The sequence below is a fragment of the Endozoicomonas sp. genome, from assembly GCF_965196975.1.
In the GTDB taxonomy this organism is placed as follows: domain Bacteria; phylum Pseudomonadota; class Gammaproteobacteria; order Pseudomonadales; family Endozoicomonadaceae; genus Endozoicomonas.
Genome location: NZ_OZ239981.1, coordinates 3,627,216 through 3,642,500, shown reverse-complemented (window position 1 = coordinate 3,642,500; position 15,285 = coordinate 3,627,216). Strand labels below are relative to the sequence as shown.

General features: G+C 47.8%; 10 protein-coding genes, 1 tRNA gene and 3 rRNA genes (1 of these 14 cut by a window edge). 9 read left to right on the top strand and 5 right to left on the bottom strand.

Going from position 1 to position 15,285, the window contains the following annotated elements:
* The 6 genes from ACOCLE_RS16285 to ACOCLE_RS16260 all read left to right on the top strand — a co-directional run.
* A 23S ribosomal RNA gene (locus ACOCLE_RS16285) occupies window positions 1-1,175 on the top strand (it extends 1,716 nt beyond the left edge of the window).
* Window positions 1,176-1,360: 185 nt separating this feature from the next.
* A 5S ribosomal RNA gene (gene rrf, locus ACOCLE_RS16280) occupies window positions 1,361-1,476 on the top strand.
* Window positions 1,477-1,524: 48 nt separating this feature from the next.
* Window positions 1,525-1,640 (top strand): 5S ribosomal RNA (rrf, locus tag ACOCLE_RS16275).
* Window positions 1,641-1,799: 159 nt separating this feature from the next.
* Window positions 1,800-3,200: a M20/M25/M40 family metallo-hydrolase gene (locus ACOCLE_RS16270; RefSeq protein ID WP_419533363.1), complete on the top strand. Its 1,401-nt coding sequence runs from the start codon at window positions 1,800-1,802 to the stop codon at window positions 3,198-3,200.
* A 555-nt stretch (window positions 3,201-3,755) separates the two neighbouring features.
* Window positions 3,756-5,093 carry an SLC13 family permease gene (locus tag ACOCLE_RS16265; protein WP_419533362.1) on the top strand — a complete coding sequence of 446 codons (1,338 nt, stop codon included), beginning with the start codon at window positions 3,756-3,758 and terminating at the stop codon, window positions 5,091-5,093.
* A gap of 15 nt (window positions 5,094-5,108) precedes the next feature.
* The gene (locus ACOCLE_RS16260; RefSeq protein WP_419533361.1) at window positions 5,109-5,417 is read left to right on the top strand and encodes an antibiotic biosynthesis monooxygenase family protein; all 309 of its coding nucleotides are present in this window, start codon (window positions 5,109-5,111) and stop codon (window positions 5,415-5,417) included.
* Window positions 5,418-5,446: 29 nt separating this feature from the next.
* Here the strand turns inward: ACOCLE_RS16260 and ACOCLE_RS16255 are convergent, their stop codons facing one another.
* From ACOCLE_RS16255 to ACOCLE_RS16240, 4 genes are all read right to left on the bottom strand, one after another.
* Window positions 5,447-6,862, bottom strand: coding sequence for an SLC13 family permease (locus ACOCLE_RS16255; RefSeq protein ID WP_419533360.1), 1,416 nt, complete (start codon window positions 6,860-6,862; stop codon window positions 5,447-5,449).
* Window positions 6,863-6,979: 117 nt separating this feature from the next.
* Window positions 6,980-8,485: an IS66 family transposase gene (gene tnpC / locus ACOCLE_RS16250; protein ID WP_419532963.1), complete on the bottom strand. Its 1,506-nt coding sequence runs from the start codon at window positions 8,483-8,485 to the stop codon at window positions 6,980-6,982.
* 154 nt (window positions 8,486-8,639) lie between these two features.
* Window positions 8,640-9,875, bottom strand: a complete 1,236-nt coding sequence (locus tag ACOCLE_RS16245; RefSeq protein ID WP_419533359.1) for an EAL domain-containing protein — start codon at window positions 9,873-9,875, stop codon at window positions 8,640-8,642.
* A 144-nt stretch (window positions 9,876-10,019) separates the two neighbouring features.
* Window positions 10,020-11,114 carry a polyamine ABC transporter substrate-binding protein gene (locus ACOCLE_RS16240; protein WP_419533358.1) on the bottom strand — a complete coding sequence of 365 codons (1,095 nt, stop codon included), beginning with the start codon at window positions 11,112-11,114 and terminating at the stop codon, window positions 10,020-10,022.
* Between the two features lie 185 nt (window positions 11,115-11,299).
* Here ACOCLE_RS16240 and ACOCLE_RS16235 point away from each other — a divergent pair, with 185 nt between their 5' ends.
* The gene (locus ACOCLE_RS16235; protein ID WP_419533357.1) at window positions 11,300-12,259 is read left to right on the top strand and encodes a universal stress protein; all 960 of its coding nucleotides are present in this window, start codon (window positions 11,300-11,302) and stop codon (window positions 12,257-12,259) included.
* Window positions 12,260-12,281: 22 nt separating this feature from the next.
* Here the strand turns inward: ACOCLE_RS16235 and ACOCLE_RS16230 are convergent, their stop codons facing one another.
* On the bottom strand, window positions 12,282-12,716 hold the full coding sequence (locus ACOCLE_RS16230) for a c-type cytochrome (protein WP_419533356.1): 435 nt from the start codon (window positions 12,714-12,716) through the stop codon (window positions 12,282-12,284).
* 435 nt (window positions 12,717-13,151) lie between these two features.
* Here ACOCLE_RS16230 and ACOCLE_RS16225 point away from each other — a divergent pair.
* Window positions 13,152-13,228 (top strand) — tRNA-Arg (locus tag ACOCLE_RS16225).
* Between the two features lie 438 nt (window positions 13,229-13,666).
* Entirely contained in the window at window positions 13,667-15,172 is a 1,506-nt protein-coding gene (gene tnpC, locus ACOCLE_RS16220; RefSeq protein WP_419532963.1) for an IS66 family transposase, read from the top strand.
* Window positions 15,173-15,285 lie beyond the last annotated feature (113 nt).

The following is a 15,285-nucleotide window of genomic DNA, read 5'->3' as shown; positions in this document are numbered from 1 at the left end:
TGCTCCGTAAGCTGAGGCTGGTCGAAGATACCAGGTGGCTGCGACTGTTTATTAAAAACACAGCACTGTGCAAACACGAAAGTGGACGTATACGGTGTGACGCCTGCCCGGTGCCGGAAGGTTAATTGATGGGGTTATCTTCGGAGAAGCTCTTGATCGAAGCCCCGGTAAACGGCGGCCGTAACTATAACGGTCCTAAGGTAGCGAAATTCCTTGTCGGGTAAGTTCCGACCTGCACGAATGGCGTAACGATGGCCACGCTGTCTCCACCCGAGACTCAGTGAAATTGAAATCGCTGTTAAGATGCAGCGTATCCGCGGCTAGACGGAAAGACCCCGTGAACCTTTACTACAGCTTCACAGTGGATCTTGATGTTGCTTGTGTAGGATAGGTGGGAGGCTTTGAAGCGTGAACGCCAGTTTGCGTGGAGCCATCCTTGAAATACCACCCTGGCAATATTGAGGTTCTAACCCAGGTCCTGAAACGGGATCGGGGACATTGTGTGGTGGGTAGTTTGACTGGGGCGGTCTCCTCCCAAAGAGTAACGGAGGAGCACGAAGGTTGGCTAAGTACGGTCGGACATCGTACGGTTAGTGTAATGGCACAAGCCAGCTTGACTGCGAGAGGTACATCTCGAGCAGGTACGAAAGTAGGTCATAGTGATCCGGTGGTTCTGAATGGAAGGGCCATCGCTCAACGGATAAAAGGTACTCCGGGGATAACAGGCTGATACCGCCCAAGAGTTCACATCGACGGCGGTGTTTGGCACCTCGATGTCGGCTCATCACATCCTGGGGCTGAAGCCGGTCCCAAGGGTATGGCTGTTCGCCATTTAAAGTGGTACGCGAGCTGGGTTTAGAACGTCGTGAGACAGTTCGGTCCCTATCTGCCGTGGACGTTGGAAGTTTGAGAAGAGCTGCTCCTAGTACGAGAGGACCGGAGTGGACGGACCACTGGTGTTCGGGTTGTGTCGCCAGACGCATTGCCCGGTAGCTATGTTCGGACGGGATAACCGCTGAAAGCATCTAAGCGGGAAGCCCCCTTCAAGATGAGACTTCCCTGGGTACTAGATACCCCTGAAGAGCCGTTAAAGACTATGACGTTGATAGGTTGGGTGTGTAAGCGCTGTGAGGCGTTGAGCTAACCAATACTAATGACTCGTGCGGCTTGACCATATAACGCCAAAGCGATCTGCAGACATGCAGAGCCATACGCAAGAGTGTGAAGCAAGAAACAGCTTATACTAAAAACGTTCCGAACTGTCGGACCACAGACGTTTTTGAGTACTTCCTCCATCCATGGAGGTCGAAACCGGATTCCAGAACTGAGAGCCTGAAGGCTTTGAGTTCAACCAGTTAAGCCTGGCGACCATAGAAGGTTAGAACCACCTGATCCCATCCCGAACTCAGCAGTGAAATGACCGATCGCCGATGGTAGTGTGGGGCATCCCCATGTGAGAGTAGGTCATCGCCAGGCACCAAATTCTATGATCTCTGAGCTTAAGGCTCGAAGATAACAGTTTCGTCTGAAGACCATAGAGCAATAGAACCACCTGATCCCATCCCGAACTCAGTAGTGAAATGGTGCATCGCCGATGGTAGTGTGGGGCTTCCCCATGTGAGAGTAGGTCATCTTCAGGCATAAAATACAAAACCCCGATAGCTATGCTGTCGGGGTTTTTTGTTTTTTAATCGTTCGTTCTGGAGAGAAAGGGTCAGCTCTGATCCCAATGCATTGAGCTCCTATTTCCACTGGCATATTATTCGTCGCACAATAATTAAATAAAAAAGGAATGCTCGATGTATTATCGTCGCATCTTATCCGGCCTGATACTGCTCATTTCACTGCAGGCCAGCAGTGAGTCCCGCATCGTAGATAATCTCTCCAAAGCCATTCGATATCAGACCATCAGCCACCAGAAGCTCAATGCTATTGATTATGGTGCCTTTCTCAACTTTCATCAGTTTCTGGAAACCACCTATCCACGAGTTCACAGTCAGCTGAAGAAAGAAGTAATAGCTGACTACAGTCTTGTATATATCTGGCAGGGCAATAACTCAGCCTTCTCACCCGTTCTGTTTGATTCCCATTATGATGTCGTTCCAATTGAGCCAGGAACTGAAGATGACTGGGAGTATGCACCGTTTGCTGGAATGGTAGCCGATGGATATTTATGGGGGCGTGGTGCACTGGATGACAAGGCTTCAGTGATCTCAACGCTTGAGGCGATGGAAGCTCTGTTGGCTGAAGGTTATACCCCTGAGCGAACCATGGTGTTTTCCTTTGGTCATGATGAAGAGATTGGCGGTAGTGATGGAGCTGCCAATATCGCTGCTTACCTCAAGAGTCAGGGTTTTAATTTTGAATATGTTGTTGGCGAAGGTGGTCTGGTTGTCCATGGTCATCCCATGTTGCCCGAAAGCCCATTGGCAATGATTGCTCTGGCTGAAAAAAATTATGTCACGCTGACGCTTAAAGCCTCTGGGGATGGAGGACACTCTTCCATGCCCGTGAAAAACAACGCCATTGTTAATTTAAGCAGGGCGCTGACAACGCTCCATGAAAACCCATTCAAGGCAGAGCTGGTTCAGCCAGTGGCAGATATGTTGCAAGTCATGGGAGAACATATTGGTGGCATTCAGGGCTTCATGATGAGAAACCAGTGGCTGAGCAAGCCTGTTCTCTTATCAGTCATGTCTGGAGATAAGACAAGCCAGTCGATGGTTCGAACGACGACAGCAGTTACCATGATCAATGCAGGGATCAAAGAAAATGTGATTTCGCAGAAAGCCGAGGCAAAGGTCAACTTTCGCCTATTACCCGGTACGTCGGTTGAGCAGTTGATTAACGATGTAAAAACGATGATTGACGACTCATCCATTGTCATTTCCGCAGAGGATTGGAAAACCAGTCCTCCCATTGCAGACATGAATGCTCCTGGCTATGGACAGGTTAAATCGGCCATCAATGCCGTTCTTCCGGAAACGGTCGTTGTGCCTGGCATGCTCACAGCAACCACCGACAGTCCTCATTACGCACCAGTTTCAGAGAATATTTACCGGTTTCACCCGTTCAGTGTGGATATGGAGCTCACGGGCTCCATTCATGGAACAAACGAGCGCATTTCCATAGAAAGTATCAATACAGCATTGGAACTCTCCAAGTCTCTTATCAAGACATCAGGTAGCCCTGAGAGTTGATAATAGACTGTGCTTGTCATCAGTTTCTGCTGACTGAGGCTGATGACAAAAACACAAACAACCTAATTATTGGATAATAGGTGATTGGCTAAACGTGTTTAAAATTGATATTTATAAAAATGAATATCGTATCTATTTAAAAAATAACACTGCTTTTCAAAATAACTAATTAACGTTCATGAATGTTGAATCGAAGAATCAATTCAATTGGGTTGTAAAGTAATATTTCTAGTGAGTCAGAGAAAAGTAAGCGGCTTTATGACTTGGCTCAGGGCAGTAAACAATAACATTGTGCAAGATTATTCAGTAACAACGGTGTGTTCTGGCTTCAGGCAGTGATAACCGGCATTTTGCCCTGAATAATTCAACCGTCTCATCCAGCCAGCTATTAAAAGAACGACAATGTCTGCTTTCTACTGATCAGCTTCAGCGTTCCAGCTATTTGAGTGCACCGCCCAGTTTTATTTGCTCATGTACGGTATGTTTTAAATGACTCCGCTTAAAAAGATTGTCCCTATAGCAATCATCTTTCTGGGACTGTTCTGTTTTCCAGAAATGGTATTTCCCGAAGGTGTCTTTTCCATTTTACAGCAGCGGGTGATGGCCATTTTTGTTCTGGCAACTCTGTTGTGGGTCAGTGATGCCGTACCCGCATTTGCGACCTCCCTTCTGATTATCATGCTGCTGATCTTGACCGCTTCAAACAGCGCACCTTTTCCGCTCAGGGAAGGTCTTGGTGAAGACATGCTGAGCTATGTGACAATTTTCAATAGTCTGGCATCCCCCGTCATTGTTCTTTTTCTGGGTGGATTCTTTATTGCCCTGGCATGCGCCAAGTACAAAGTTGATATCAACCTGGCCCGAGTTTTATTAAAGCCTTTTGGTCAGAAGTACGAAATTGTGATGCTTGGCGTGATGATCATCACGGCGATCTTCTCCATGTTCATGAGTAACACAGCGACCAGCGTCATGATGCTGACCATCATGACGCCACTGGTGGCTCGAATGGACAGCCAGGATCCAGGATGTCGTGCAATGGTATTGAGTATCCCTATCGCTGCAAACCTGGGAGGGATGGGAACACCGATTGGAACACCGCCCAATGCTATTGCTTTTCGATACTTCGTTGGTGAGCATGCGTTGTCGTTTGGTGGCTGGATGCTGTTCGCAGTACCGATTACCGTCATTATGATCGCTTTCAGTTGGTGGTTGCTGCAGAAGATGTACCCTTCTAATGGTGGTGATCTGGATGTTCAGATTGATGGTCGTTTTGAAAAGGGTCTGAAGCCGTACATTGTTTATATCACCATGGCATTGACCATCCTGTTGTGGATGTTCTCCAGTGTCCACGGCATTAATGCTTATGCAGTTGCCATTATCCCGGTAGCCGTATTCAGCCTGTTTGGCATTGTCGATAAGCATGACCTGAAACACATCAGCTGGGATGTGCTGTGGCTGCTTGCGGGCGGTATTGCCATCGGTACTGCACTGGCTTCTTCTGGCCTTGCAGAGTTGATTGTCGGTATGGTGCCATTTGAACAGTTTGGTGCGGTTGCCATCATTCTGGGAATCAGTGTGCTGTGTATGATTATGGCGACATTCATGTCTCATACGGCCACTGCTAACCTGCTCATGCCTATTGCCATCTCCATGTCCACTTCTGTAGCCAGTATTGAAGAGATGGGAGGACTGGTTGTGATTGGTACAGCCGTTGCCCTGGCGTCTTCTCTGGGTATGGGCCTGCCAATCAGTACTCCGCCCAATGCTCTGGCTCATGCGACAGGACTGGTTGATACCAGGGACTTTATCAAAACCGCCCAGATTCTGAGTCCATTAGGGGTTCTATTGATCTTTGCGGTATTGATGTTGATGACTTGGTTGGGCTTCTTTTAAGGGGTAATGTCATTCATGTATGCAGTGATCTTTGAAGTTGAAATAAAGCCCGGCCTTCAGGATAGCTACCTGGCACTGGGTGCAAAGATGCGTGAACAGCTTGCTGACTACCCGGGTTTTATATCGGCGGAACGTTTTGGCAGCCTGACTAAGGAAGGAAAAGTTTGCGGTCTTTCCTTCTGGGAGAGTGAGGAAGCGATATGTCATTGGAAACAGGACATGAGCCACATGCTTTGTCAGCAGAATGGCAGAGACCACTTATTCAGTGATTACCGGATTCGTGTTGCCAGGGTTGAAAGGGACTACAGAATGACAACCCCGTGATCGGGGTTGTCAAAAATAGCGGAGTTGGATTAGAAGTAACCCATTATTCCCAACAGGGTAATCACTGAAAAGATCAGGACCACACCAATGGTACTGATGAATTTGCCGGTTTTGATAAAGTCTTTGCTGGCAACCATGCCGGTGGCATGCGCCAAAGCGTTTGGTGGCGTACTGATTGGTAATGACATTCCCATTGATGCTGAGAGCGCGACGCAGATCACCATAAGGCTGATGCCACCATAATTTTCCAGCCCACTCAAAACAGTAGCCACTGAAACCGCAATTGGCATTAGCAGGTTTGCTGTGGCGGTGTTTGACATAAATGTTGCCATCACCATCGAGACGACGGCCATCAGGAACAGCACAACAAAGGTTCCCATGGTGTCGAAGGGAATGGTTTGAACAATAGCGCGCGCCAGGCCACTTTTTTCTAGGGCATAGCCCAGTGCAATACCACCGGCAATCAGCCAGAGTACATCCCAGTTAATCTTCTTGATATCGTTCGTATCGATAATCCCGGAAAGGGAGAAAACGATAACGGGTAACAAGGCGACAGTGTATGAGTTTACACCATGAATGCTGGAGGTGGTCCATAGAAGAACCGTTGCGGCGGTTGTTGCATAAACGAGATAAGCTTTTGGTGATCTTTCAAAGGAGCATTCGATTTTAACGGAAAGTTCTTTGATGTTTCCGGGGTATAGCTTACGCAACAGTACCCAGGCAATCATGATTAATCCCACGGCCATGGGAATGGCAAACAGCATCCATTCACCAAACGTAATGGCATGCTCGCCGGTTAAATAGCGAAAAGCAATGGCGTTGGGTGGTGTGCCAATGGGGGTGCCAATACCACCAATATTGGCGGCAATGGGCACAGCAAGAATGACCCCCTTCACGCCATTATCGGTGGTATCAACGTTTGCCAGCAATGGCGTCAGCAAGGTCAGCATCATCGCTGTTGTTGCGGTATTGCTCATAAACATGGAGAAGAAGGCGGTAATTCCCATCAGGCCGAGCATAACGTTCTTGTAATCGCTGCCAATGGGTTTTAACAAAACCCTGGCCAGGTTGATGTCCAGTTTGTACTTTGTGGCTGCAATCGCAATAAAAAAACCACCAAGAAAAAGCACGACAACCGGGGCCGCCAGGCTGCTGAGGATCTCTTTGTAGTTGAGCATATCCTCCGGGTTCAATGCTTCCCTCAGGAAGTATGGGCTGGTATTTGAAACCGTTATGGAAAGCAGGCCGAGAATAAGCAGTGACGTTGCATAGGCAGGTACTGCCTCAGAGACCCAGAGCAGTGTCGCCATCAGGAAGATAGCCAGAACCCGTTGTTGTTCGATAGTGATGTTGGCAATGGGAATGAGTTCAGCAGGAAGAAATAACAGAAAGAAAAAAGAGGCTGCAATCAGTGACAGCTTGAGAATACGCGACATAGACGTCATTGAACCTCAGAGATGCAAAGTCAGTTTAAAATTCTTAGTGGTGTTTATGATGCATCAACGGTGCTGCAAACATACTGAAGCAGGTCAATGAAAAATCATTTTCAAAAAATGAAGTAACTATTCAGCACCCAGCAAAGGCGTATTGTTGTAATTTCGAACCGCTTTAAGAAGCGCCTGAAATATGTTCAACCCCTGCTTTTTAGCAGATGATAAATAGCTTCGGATTCGGGTAAACATGGTACCTCCGTCTTCGCTTCTGAAGCAGCCTGAGATCTTCTGCTTAAGTTTGGCCATCCTGGCATCACGTTCACTGCCATTGTTATCGAAGGGAATTGAAAAGTCCGACATGAAGCGCAACGTTTCAACCTTAAACTCAATAAGCCTTTTGAACAGGTTGTAGGCCTTGGTATTCCTGACCTTCTTACGTCCAAGCACCTGTCGTTGTTTTTCCATATAAGCGGTTTCCTTCGTGAGAGCCCTTTGAAGGATTTGGTCGTATATCGTCTCAATGCGAAGCTGTATTGCACCAGGCATTTGAGTCAGACCGGCTGCTTTGTATTTCTTGCAGAAGTGCCAGGAGAGCGTAAGCAATTTCATCAGCCGCAGAGCCAGCTTATTCGCATCCCTATCGACAACTCCCTGAAGCTCTCTCAGATGATGGGCATTACAAAGCACATGCACTGCCGCATAGGCAAAGTAGGACTTCCAATGATCGTGAACCAGAATGCCTGCAAAAGTCAGCAGGATGCCCATTGCATCCATTGCTTCACAACCTCGCCTTTCTGAGAGGTAGTAAAGCGTCCATTGGTCATCTCGCATAATGTGTAACCACCACAGTGAACCGTCAACCCGCATGCCAGTTTCATCCGCTCCTGCAACCGGACTTTCTTGTAAAGCATCGCGGATACTCTGCTCAGTAGAGGCCAGGTTCTCATGGGTATAGGCAACAAAATTGGCAACAGAGCCTGCGCTGACACTCATGCAATAAATAGTATTGAAATACTCAGACACCCGGTGATATGGGATGAAGTGATACTGGTTTAAATGAACAGCCATTGCCTGAGTCACTTCTCCGTATTGAGCAGCGGCTTTCACTCCTTGGGGAAACTCAGCGGTGTTCCGTTTACCACAAGGACATACTTTAACGTCTGCCCAGTACGCGGTAACTTCAAATTCTCCGGGTCTACCTGGATCAAAAACCTGTCGCTCAATGTATTTGGTGGGTTTAATATCGATAAGCGAAGACTGGCAACAGCAACATTTTTCAACCTTCAGATGCCTGACATAATCGGGTAAGGCGACACGTCTCAAACAAGAGCCTTGATGACCTTTCTGGCCACCTGGTTTATTGCCTGAAGATGGTCTAAGGCTTTTGGGGTTCGGTGTTTCCTGTGAGGAGCAGGGGGCTTCTTTGGAAGATGTATCACCTTTATCACTCCCTTTTTTACTGGGCTTTTGATAACCATCTGACGATGGTGGCTTACTACTGTTTTGACTGTTTTTATTAACCCTTTCTTCCAGTTCGCTGCAACGTTCCCGTAAAAGCGCATTCTCGGTCCGAAGCTCTTCATTCTCTTTAAGGAGAGCTTCGGTAAACGGAGTAGCTGGGAAGTCTGGTTCCATACTGGAGATTTGTTAGAAAAATTGAGTATAAGATGATGGTCGAAAAATCAGAAAATTCCAGATTTATATGAAGGGTGCTGAATAGTTACAAAATGAATGTAAATTGAGCAGTAAGGTGGTGATGGGCAATAAAGAATTATGGGGTTAGAGTCGTTTAAAGGCTGGGTTTTGGTGGGGTAATCGGTTGTCTTGTCAGCCATTCCTGCTCCCATTGAGAGATATCATCAGCAGGCATGGGTTTGGCAATGAAATAGCCCTGCGCCAGGTCACAGTTCAGCTCATGAAGTAACTGCCAGTCTTCAATGTTCTCTACACCCTCGGCAACGGTTTTCATGTTCAGGTTGTGAGCCAGGCTGATGTTGGCTTCAACAATGGCCTTATGCGTTTTGTCATGGCAGGCATTGGAAACAAACGAGCGATCAATCTTCAGCTCACTGAACGGTATCCGGTTTAACTGCTGCATACTGGAATAGCCGGTACCAAAGTCGTCAATGGAGAGCGAAAAACCGTGCAGTTTAAATCGTGCCAGTGTTTCCAGAGAGAGAGCTGCATTTTGGATCAGGCTGCTTTCGGTTATTTCCAGAGTTAACAGTTCTGGTGGGATGTTCAGGTCCCGCGTTTTTTTAATCAGCATATCGGGCAGGTCGGTATTGCTCAGGATGGCGGCAGAGAGATTGACCCCTACAGCAATATTCCTTCCCTGCTCACGCCAGAGCCGGACCTGATCCAGTGCCAGATCGATCATTTTTGTTGTCATGGGAGCAATCAGGCCAGAGCTTTCCATCAAGGGAATAAAGTGGACTGGCTTGATAATGCCAGCCTCTGGATGATGCCAGCGAGCAAGGGCCTCGACAGAGACCATGCGACCACTTTTCAATAAAACTTTAGGCTGGTAGTAAAGAACGAACTGATTATCGTGGATGGCTTTTTCAAGCTCATCCTCATCAAATATCAGCTCTTTGGTTGCAGCAGGGTGGGCCTGATTCTCAGCCTGCTCTACAAAATAGAACTCCAGAAGCTCTCTAAGTCGAGTACGGGACATGGGTTTGGACATATGCCCCAAAACCATCAGCCCATGAGCCTGTGCCATGTCTTCAACAGTGCGGATAAGCGCCGCATCCATAGCACTGAGAACAATGACACCCTGGGCCAGTTTTTGTTCAGCCAGATGGCGTATAAACTGAATACCGTCCATACCTGGCATATCCAGGTCACAGATAACAATGTCTACTGCACCTCTATCTTTCAGGAACTTAAGCGCCTGCTCACTGCCTTCTGCCGTCAGCAATCTGCCCACATTCAGGCCAGACACGGTTTGTTCAGCCACCATGCGCTGAAAAGGGTGATCTTCCAAAATCAGGATACTGAGAGAGGTTATTCTGCTGTCCATGTCCCGGCCGAGTGAAAATAATTCCTATCTAGTAAAGTATGGCGTATTGGACAGTACGAAGTGACTTTTTTTGTGGTTATTGGATGAACGGAACTTCAGAGCAGTACCAGAAGGGCGTGCCTTCTGGTAACTGTTTGAAAAATATCAGTTTCCTGATTTGATTCTAGACCACTCACGGGTGATGTAGCGCTTCAGCTTGTTAGGCAGCTCCTTGAATACAAACAGCTTATCCATGGTTTCCTTGGAAGGGAAAACACCCGGGTCATTGGCGATTTCAGGCTCCACAAAGGCTTTTGATGCTGGATTAGGGTTGGTATAGGTGACGTAGTTGGTCACTTCAGCAATGACTTCCGGCTCCATCAGGTAGTTCAGCATCTTGTGCGCGGCGTCTTTATGCTTTGAGTCCTTGGGTATAGCCAGCATATCAAACCACATGGCAGCACCTTCCTTGGGAACAACATAGCGGATATCCAGACCATTTCCTGACTCTTTGGCACGATCACGGGCGATCATCATGTCGCCGGACCAGCCCAGGGCAACACAGATATCACCATTGGCCAGGTCAGAAAGCGAGCGGGATGAGTGATAGTAGCTGACATAAGGAGCTACGGTTTTGATCTTCTCTACCGCTTTTTTGTAATCCTGCATCTGCAGACTGTTGCCGGGGATGCCCAGGTAGGCCATAACTGAAGGCAGTACTTCACTTGGTGCATCCAGGAAGGCGACACCGCACTTCTGCAGCTTCTTCATGTTTTCGGGCTCAAAAATCAGTGCCCAGCTGTCCACAGGGGCATCTTTACCCAGTACCTTCTCTACCGCTGCCTTGTTATAGCCAATACCTGTGGTTCCCCAGAGGTAAGGGATACCGTAGGTATTGCCTTCATCAAAGTTGTCCGAGATCGCCTTCATAATGATGGGATCGAGGTTCTTCAAATTAGGCAACTTGGACTTATCCAGCGGCTCATAAACGCCAGCACGAATCTGCGTCTTGTAGAAATCGTGAGAAGGAGAGACCAGATCGAAGCCACTGCGACCGGAGAGCAGTTTACCTTCAAGCACCTCATTACTGTCATAAACGTCATAAACCACGTTGATGCCGGTTTTGCCGGTAAAGTTCTTGATGGTGTCTTCAGCGATGTAATCGCTCCAGTTGTAGAAATACAGTTTCTCAGCCTTGTTATCTGAGGCCTGGAGCTGGGCAGCACAGAGCAGTGCGGCGACGATGAACAACTTTTTCATAAGCGTGCCGTGAACCTTATACAAGGGAAATAATTGGGAGCGCGATTATATAGCAGTAACATTGTTCTACAAGTCTGTTCCTATGGGTTTCGTGGCAGAAAGTTGGGGTTAATAACAGAATATCGGGCAGGGTGACCAATTCCTGCGATACTGACTAGGGTTGTTATCGGTTTGAGACTAAGTTGATGCATGCTTTTCGTTCGATTCTTCTGGCAGTTACCCGGCAACACACCTCGGATATGGAGCTACAGCAGGCCTTTCGACTGGCTCTGGATAACCGGGCCACATTATTGATTGCTCTGTTTGATCAGAGCCTGGAAACTCTGAACCACCTGCAATTCATCCCGTTGGAAAAAAAGCTGGAAGAGCACCTCAGGCAGCAACTTGAAGATGAACTCGAACGACTGAAGGCCATGGCCTGGGAGCAGGGTATTGAAGCGGAGACATTGGTGGTTCCTGGCCGGCCCAGGCAGGCGATTCATAAGGTGATCAAGGATCATCATATTGACCTGGTCATCAAACTGGCGGATGCCAGTGGAGCCTTGACTCGTAAACAGCTGACCGGCAATGACCTGGCCCTGCTCAGAAAGTGCCCGGTTCCCATTTTGATGATGGCAGACCGGGATCAGCTCCCGGACTTCAGTGGCAAAATCATGGTGGCCATGGATGCTGGTGACCCGGATTCGGATGCCCACGATTTGAACCGAACGTTATTGCAATATGGTGTCTATCTGGCAAGCCAGGAAAGAGCCGCTCTGCATCTGGTCAGTGTCTGGAATGTTCCCCTGGGAAGGCGTTCCCTGAAAACATTGTCTGATGAAGAACTCTACGAATTGCAGGAAATCACCCAGCGGCGTTATCACAACAAGTTGCAGGAAGTAATGCAGGAAGTGGGTGTGACAGAAAATGATGAACAGCAGCCAGTAGCCATTCATCTACTCAGGGGCAACCCTGCAACTGAGATCCAGCAATTGGCCAACGAGCTGAACGTTGATGTGATTGTGATGGGAACGCTTGGGCGTCATAAGGAAGGTGTTCTGGTGGGGAATACGGCTGAAAACATCATGAACAGCATCTACTGCTCAATACTGGCGGTGAAGCCAGAAGGGTTTATCAGCCCGCTGGCAGAGGCTGCCAGCGGTTGATCATCAAAACTGAAGGAAGAGGTCAGGGCTTGAGGCCGCTCATGTATTCAATAGCAATACTGATCTCTTCATCAGAACAGTCCATACAGGTTCCTTTGGCAGGCATGCTGCGAATACCGTTGATGGCATTGGACAGCAGGCTGCTGAATCCGCCAGCGGTCTTCTCCGCAGCTTGCCATGCAGCGGCATCATCTTTTTTAGGTGCACCTAACAGACCAGAACCGTGGCAGGCCACACAAAACTGGTTGTAAATCGCATCACCACTTCTCGGACCACTGCTGGAGCTGGCGGCTATTCCGGCAGCACTGGCACACTCTTCACCGGCAAGACACACGGAGCCCACAGGAGCAAGACGCTCGCTTATCTCACCACGAGTAGTTGGATCAAGGTCTGCAGCCGGCTTGGCAAAGACCAGCGACGCGAATAGTCCCCCGACTAACAGAATCAAAGCACGCATATGAGTTCCCCGTGACACTCGCTTGTCCTCTTAAGGCGATTAATGGCTATCTTGTTGTAGGCGTTGCATGAGCTGATACTGCCAGAGCTAGTAAAAAAGTAGCTTAAGACTCGCTTATAAGCTTTCGCCTGTGTAGCCGAATTATTTTAGGCAATGGGATTATAGATCAATTGGCATTCCTAAAACAGCGGTTTATACGGTGCGAGTTTCGGTAATTCTTGTGATTTGTCTGTGTGAACTGCTCTGCCCATGGCATGAGGAGCCTTTATGCTGGCTCATATATTCTTCAACCCAGAGTGAGGGAAGTGGGTCATTAAAGGGAGGTTGGGATGGTTTTGTAATTGGTACCTGGCAGCGGTAAAAAATCATGGACAGCCCAAGGGTGGATCAGTATTATTGTCAACCGCTGGAGCCGCTGTCTGCTGCTCTGGAAGTGCACCCGTAGCTCAGCTGGATAGAGCGCTGCCCTCCGGAGGCAGAGGTCAGAGGTTCGAATCCTCTCGGGTGCGCCAATAGAATCAAACACTTACCTCTCTTTTCTCCCCCGTCAAAACTCGATTTTCTGATTTTAGCTACACCCTTGCTACACCCGTTTTCGCCCGATTCAATAGTCCGGGGACCCTAGGTTTATTTGGCGTATGCGGGGGTTATAGGGCGCGCTGTTTCGCTAGTGATAGCGCCGAAAACTGGGTTAACTTTTTGCTACTAAATCGTTTCATACAGGGAAAATATGAGGGCCGGAGAGCACATGTTTACTTGCTTTTAATTGCACGAAAGTGCCTATTTTTTCAGGGGCAATCGTGTTTTTTACGGTAGCCGGGAGACATCCGAAAAGACTGACAACCAGTCATTAAAATCAAGGTAACTATTCAGCACCCTTCATATAAATCTGGAATTTTCTGATTTTTCGACCATCATCTTATACTCAATTTTTCTAACAAATCTCCAGTATGGAACCAGACTTCCCAGCTACTCCGTTTACCGAAGCTCTCCTTAAAGAGAATGAAGAGCTTCGGACCGAGAATGCGCTTTTACGGGAACGTTGCAGCGAACTGGAAGAAAGGGTTAATAAAAACAGTCAAAACAGTAGTAAGCCACCATCGTCAGATGGTTATCAAAAGCCCAGTAAAAAAGGGAGTGATAAAGGTGATACATCTTCCAAAGAAGCCCCCTGCTCCTCACAGGAAACACCGAACCCCAAAAGCCTTAGACCATCTTCAGGCAATAAACCAGGTGGCCAGAAAGGTCATCAAGGCTCTTGTTTGAGACGTGTCGCCTTACCCGATTATGTCAGGCATCTGAAGGTTGAAAAATGTTGCTGTTGCCAGTCTTCGCTTATCGATATTAAACCCACCAAATACATTGAGCGACAGGTTTTTGATCCAGGTAGACCCGGAGAATTTGAAGTTACCGCGTACTGGGCAGACGTTAAAGTATGTCCTTGTGGTAAACGGAACACCGCTGAGTTTCCCCAAGGAGTGAAAGCCGCTGCTCAATACGGAGAAGTGACTCAGGCAATGGCTGTTCATTTAAACCAGTATCACTTCATCCCATATCACCGGGTGTCTGAGTATTTCAATACTATTTATTGCATGAGTGTCAGCGCAGGCTCTGTTGCCAATTTTGTTGCCTATACCCATGAGAACCTGGCCTCTACTGAGCAGAGTATCCGCGATGCTTTACAAGAAAGTCCGGTTGCAGGAGCGGATGAAACTGGCATGCGGGTTGACGGTTCACTGTGGTGGTTACACATTATGCGAGATGACCAATGGACGCTTTACTACCTCTCAGAAAGGCGAGGTTGTGAAGCAATGGATGCAATGGGCATCCTGCTGACTTTTGCAGGCATTCTGGTTCACGATCATTGGAAGTCCTACTTTGCCTATGCGGCAGTGCATGTGCTTTGTAATGCCCATCATCTGAGAGAGCTTCAGGGAGTTGTCGATAGGGATGCGAATAAGCTGGCTCTGCGGCTGATGAAATTGCTTACGCTCTCCTGGCACTTCTGCAAGAAATACAAAGCAGCCGGTCTGACTCAAATGCCTGGTGCAATACAGCTTCGCATTGAGACGATATACGACCAAATCCTTCAAAGGGCTCTCACGAAGGAAACCGCTTATATGGAAAAACAACGACAGGTGCTTGGACGTAAGAAGGTCAGGAATACCAAGGCCTACAACCTGTTCAAAAGGCTTATTGAGTTTAAGGTTGAAACGTTGCGCTTCATGTCGGACTTTTCAATTCCCTTCGATAACAATGGCAGTGAACGTGATGCCAGGATGGCCAAACTTAAGCAGAAGATCTCAGGCTGCTTCAGAAGCGAAGACGGAGGTACCATGTTTACCCGAATCCGAAGCTATTTATCATCTGCTAAAAAGCAGGGGTTGAACATATTTCAGGCGCTTCTTAAAGCGGTTCGAAATTACAACAATACGCCTTTGCTGGGTGCTGAATAGTTACATTAAAACTAAAGTGTTTATAATTCAGACTATCCCTCTATGATGAACAACCCAGTATTCATAAGGGTATAGCTTTGCTGTACCCTACCCGCATCAAAAACTTGGCTCTG

Bases quoted from the DNA above. Each gene is read 5' to 3' on its own strand.
- ACOCLE_RS16245 (WP_419533359.1), bottom strand. From the start codon at position 9,875: ATGGACAGCAGAATAACCTCTCTCAGTATCCTGATTTTGGAAGATCAC.
- ACOCLE_RS16260 (WP_419533361.1), top strand. From the start codon at position 5,109: ATGTATGCAGTGATCTTTGAAGTTGAAATAAAGCCCGGCCTTCAGGAT.
- ACOCLE_RS16240 (WP_419533358.1), bottom strand. From the start codon at position 11,114: ATGAAAAAGTTGTTCATCGTCGCCGCACTGCTCTGTGCTGCCCAGCTC.
- ACOCLE_RS16255 (WP_419533360.1), bottom strand. From the start codon at position 6,862: ATGACGTCTATGTCGCGTATTCTCAAGCTGTCACTGATTGCAGCCTCT.
- ACOCLE_RS16270 (WP_419533363.1), top strand. From the start codon at position 1,800: ATGTATTATCGTCGCATCTTATCCGGCCTGATACTGCTCATTTCACTG.
- ACOCLE_RS16235 (WP_419533357.1), top strand. From the start codon at position 11,300: ATGCATGCTTTTCGTTCGATTCTTCTGGCAGTTACCCGGCAACACACC.
- tnpC (WP_419532963.1), bottom strand. From the start codon at position 8,485: ATGGAACCAGACTTCCCAGCTACTCCGTTTACCGAAGCTCTCCTTAAA.
- ACOCLE_RS16265 (WP_419533362.1), top strand. From the start codon at position 3,756: ATGGTATTTCCCGAAGGTGTCTTTTCCATTTTACAGCAGCGGGTGATG.
- ACOCLE_RS16230 (WP_419533356.1), bottom strand. From the start codon at position 12,716: ATGCGTGCTTTGATTCTGTTAGTCGGGGGACTATTCGCGTCGCTGGTC.
- tnpC (WP_419532963.1), top strand. From the start codon at position 13,667: ATGGAACCAGACTTCCCAGCTACTCCGTTTACCGAAGCTCTCCTTAAA.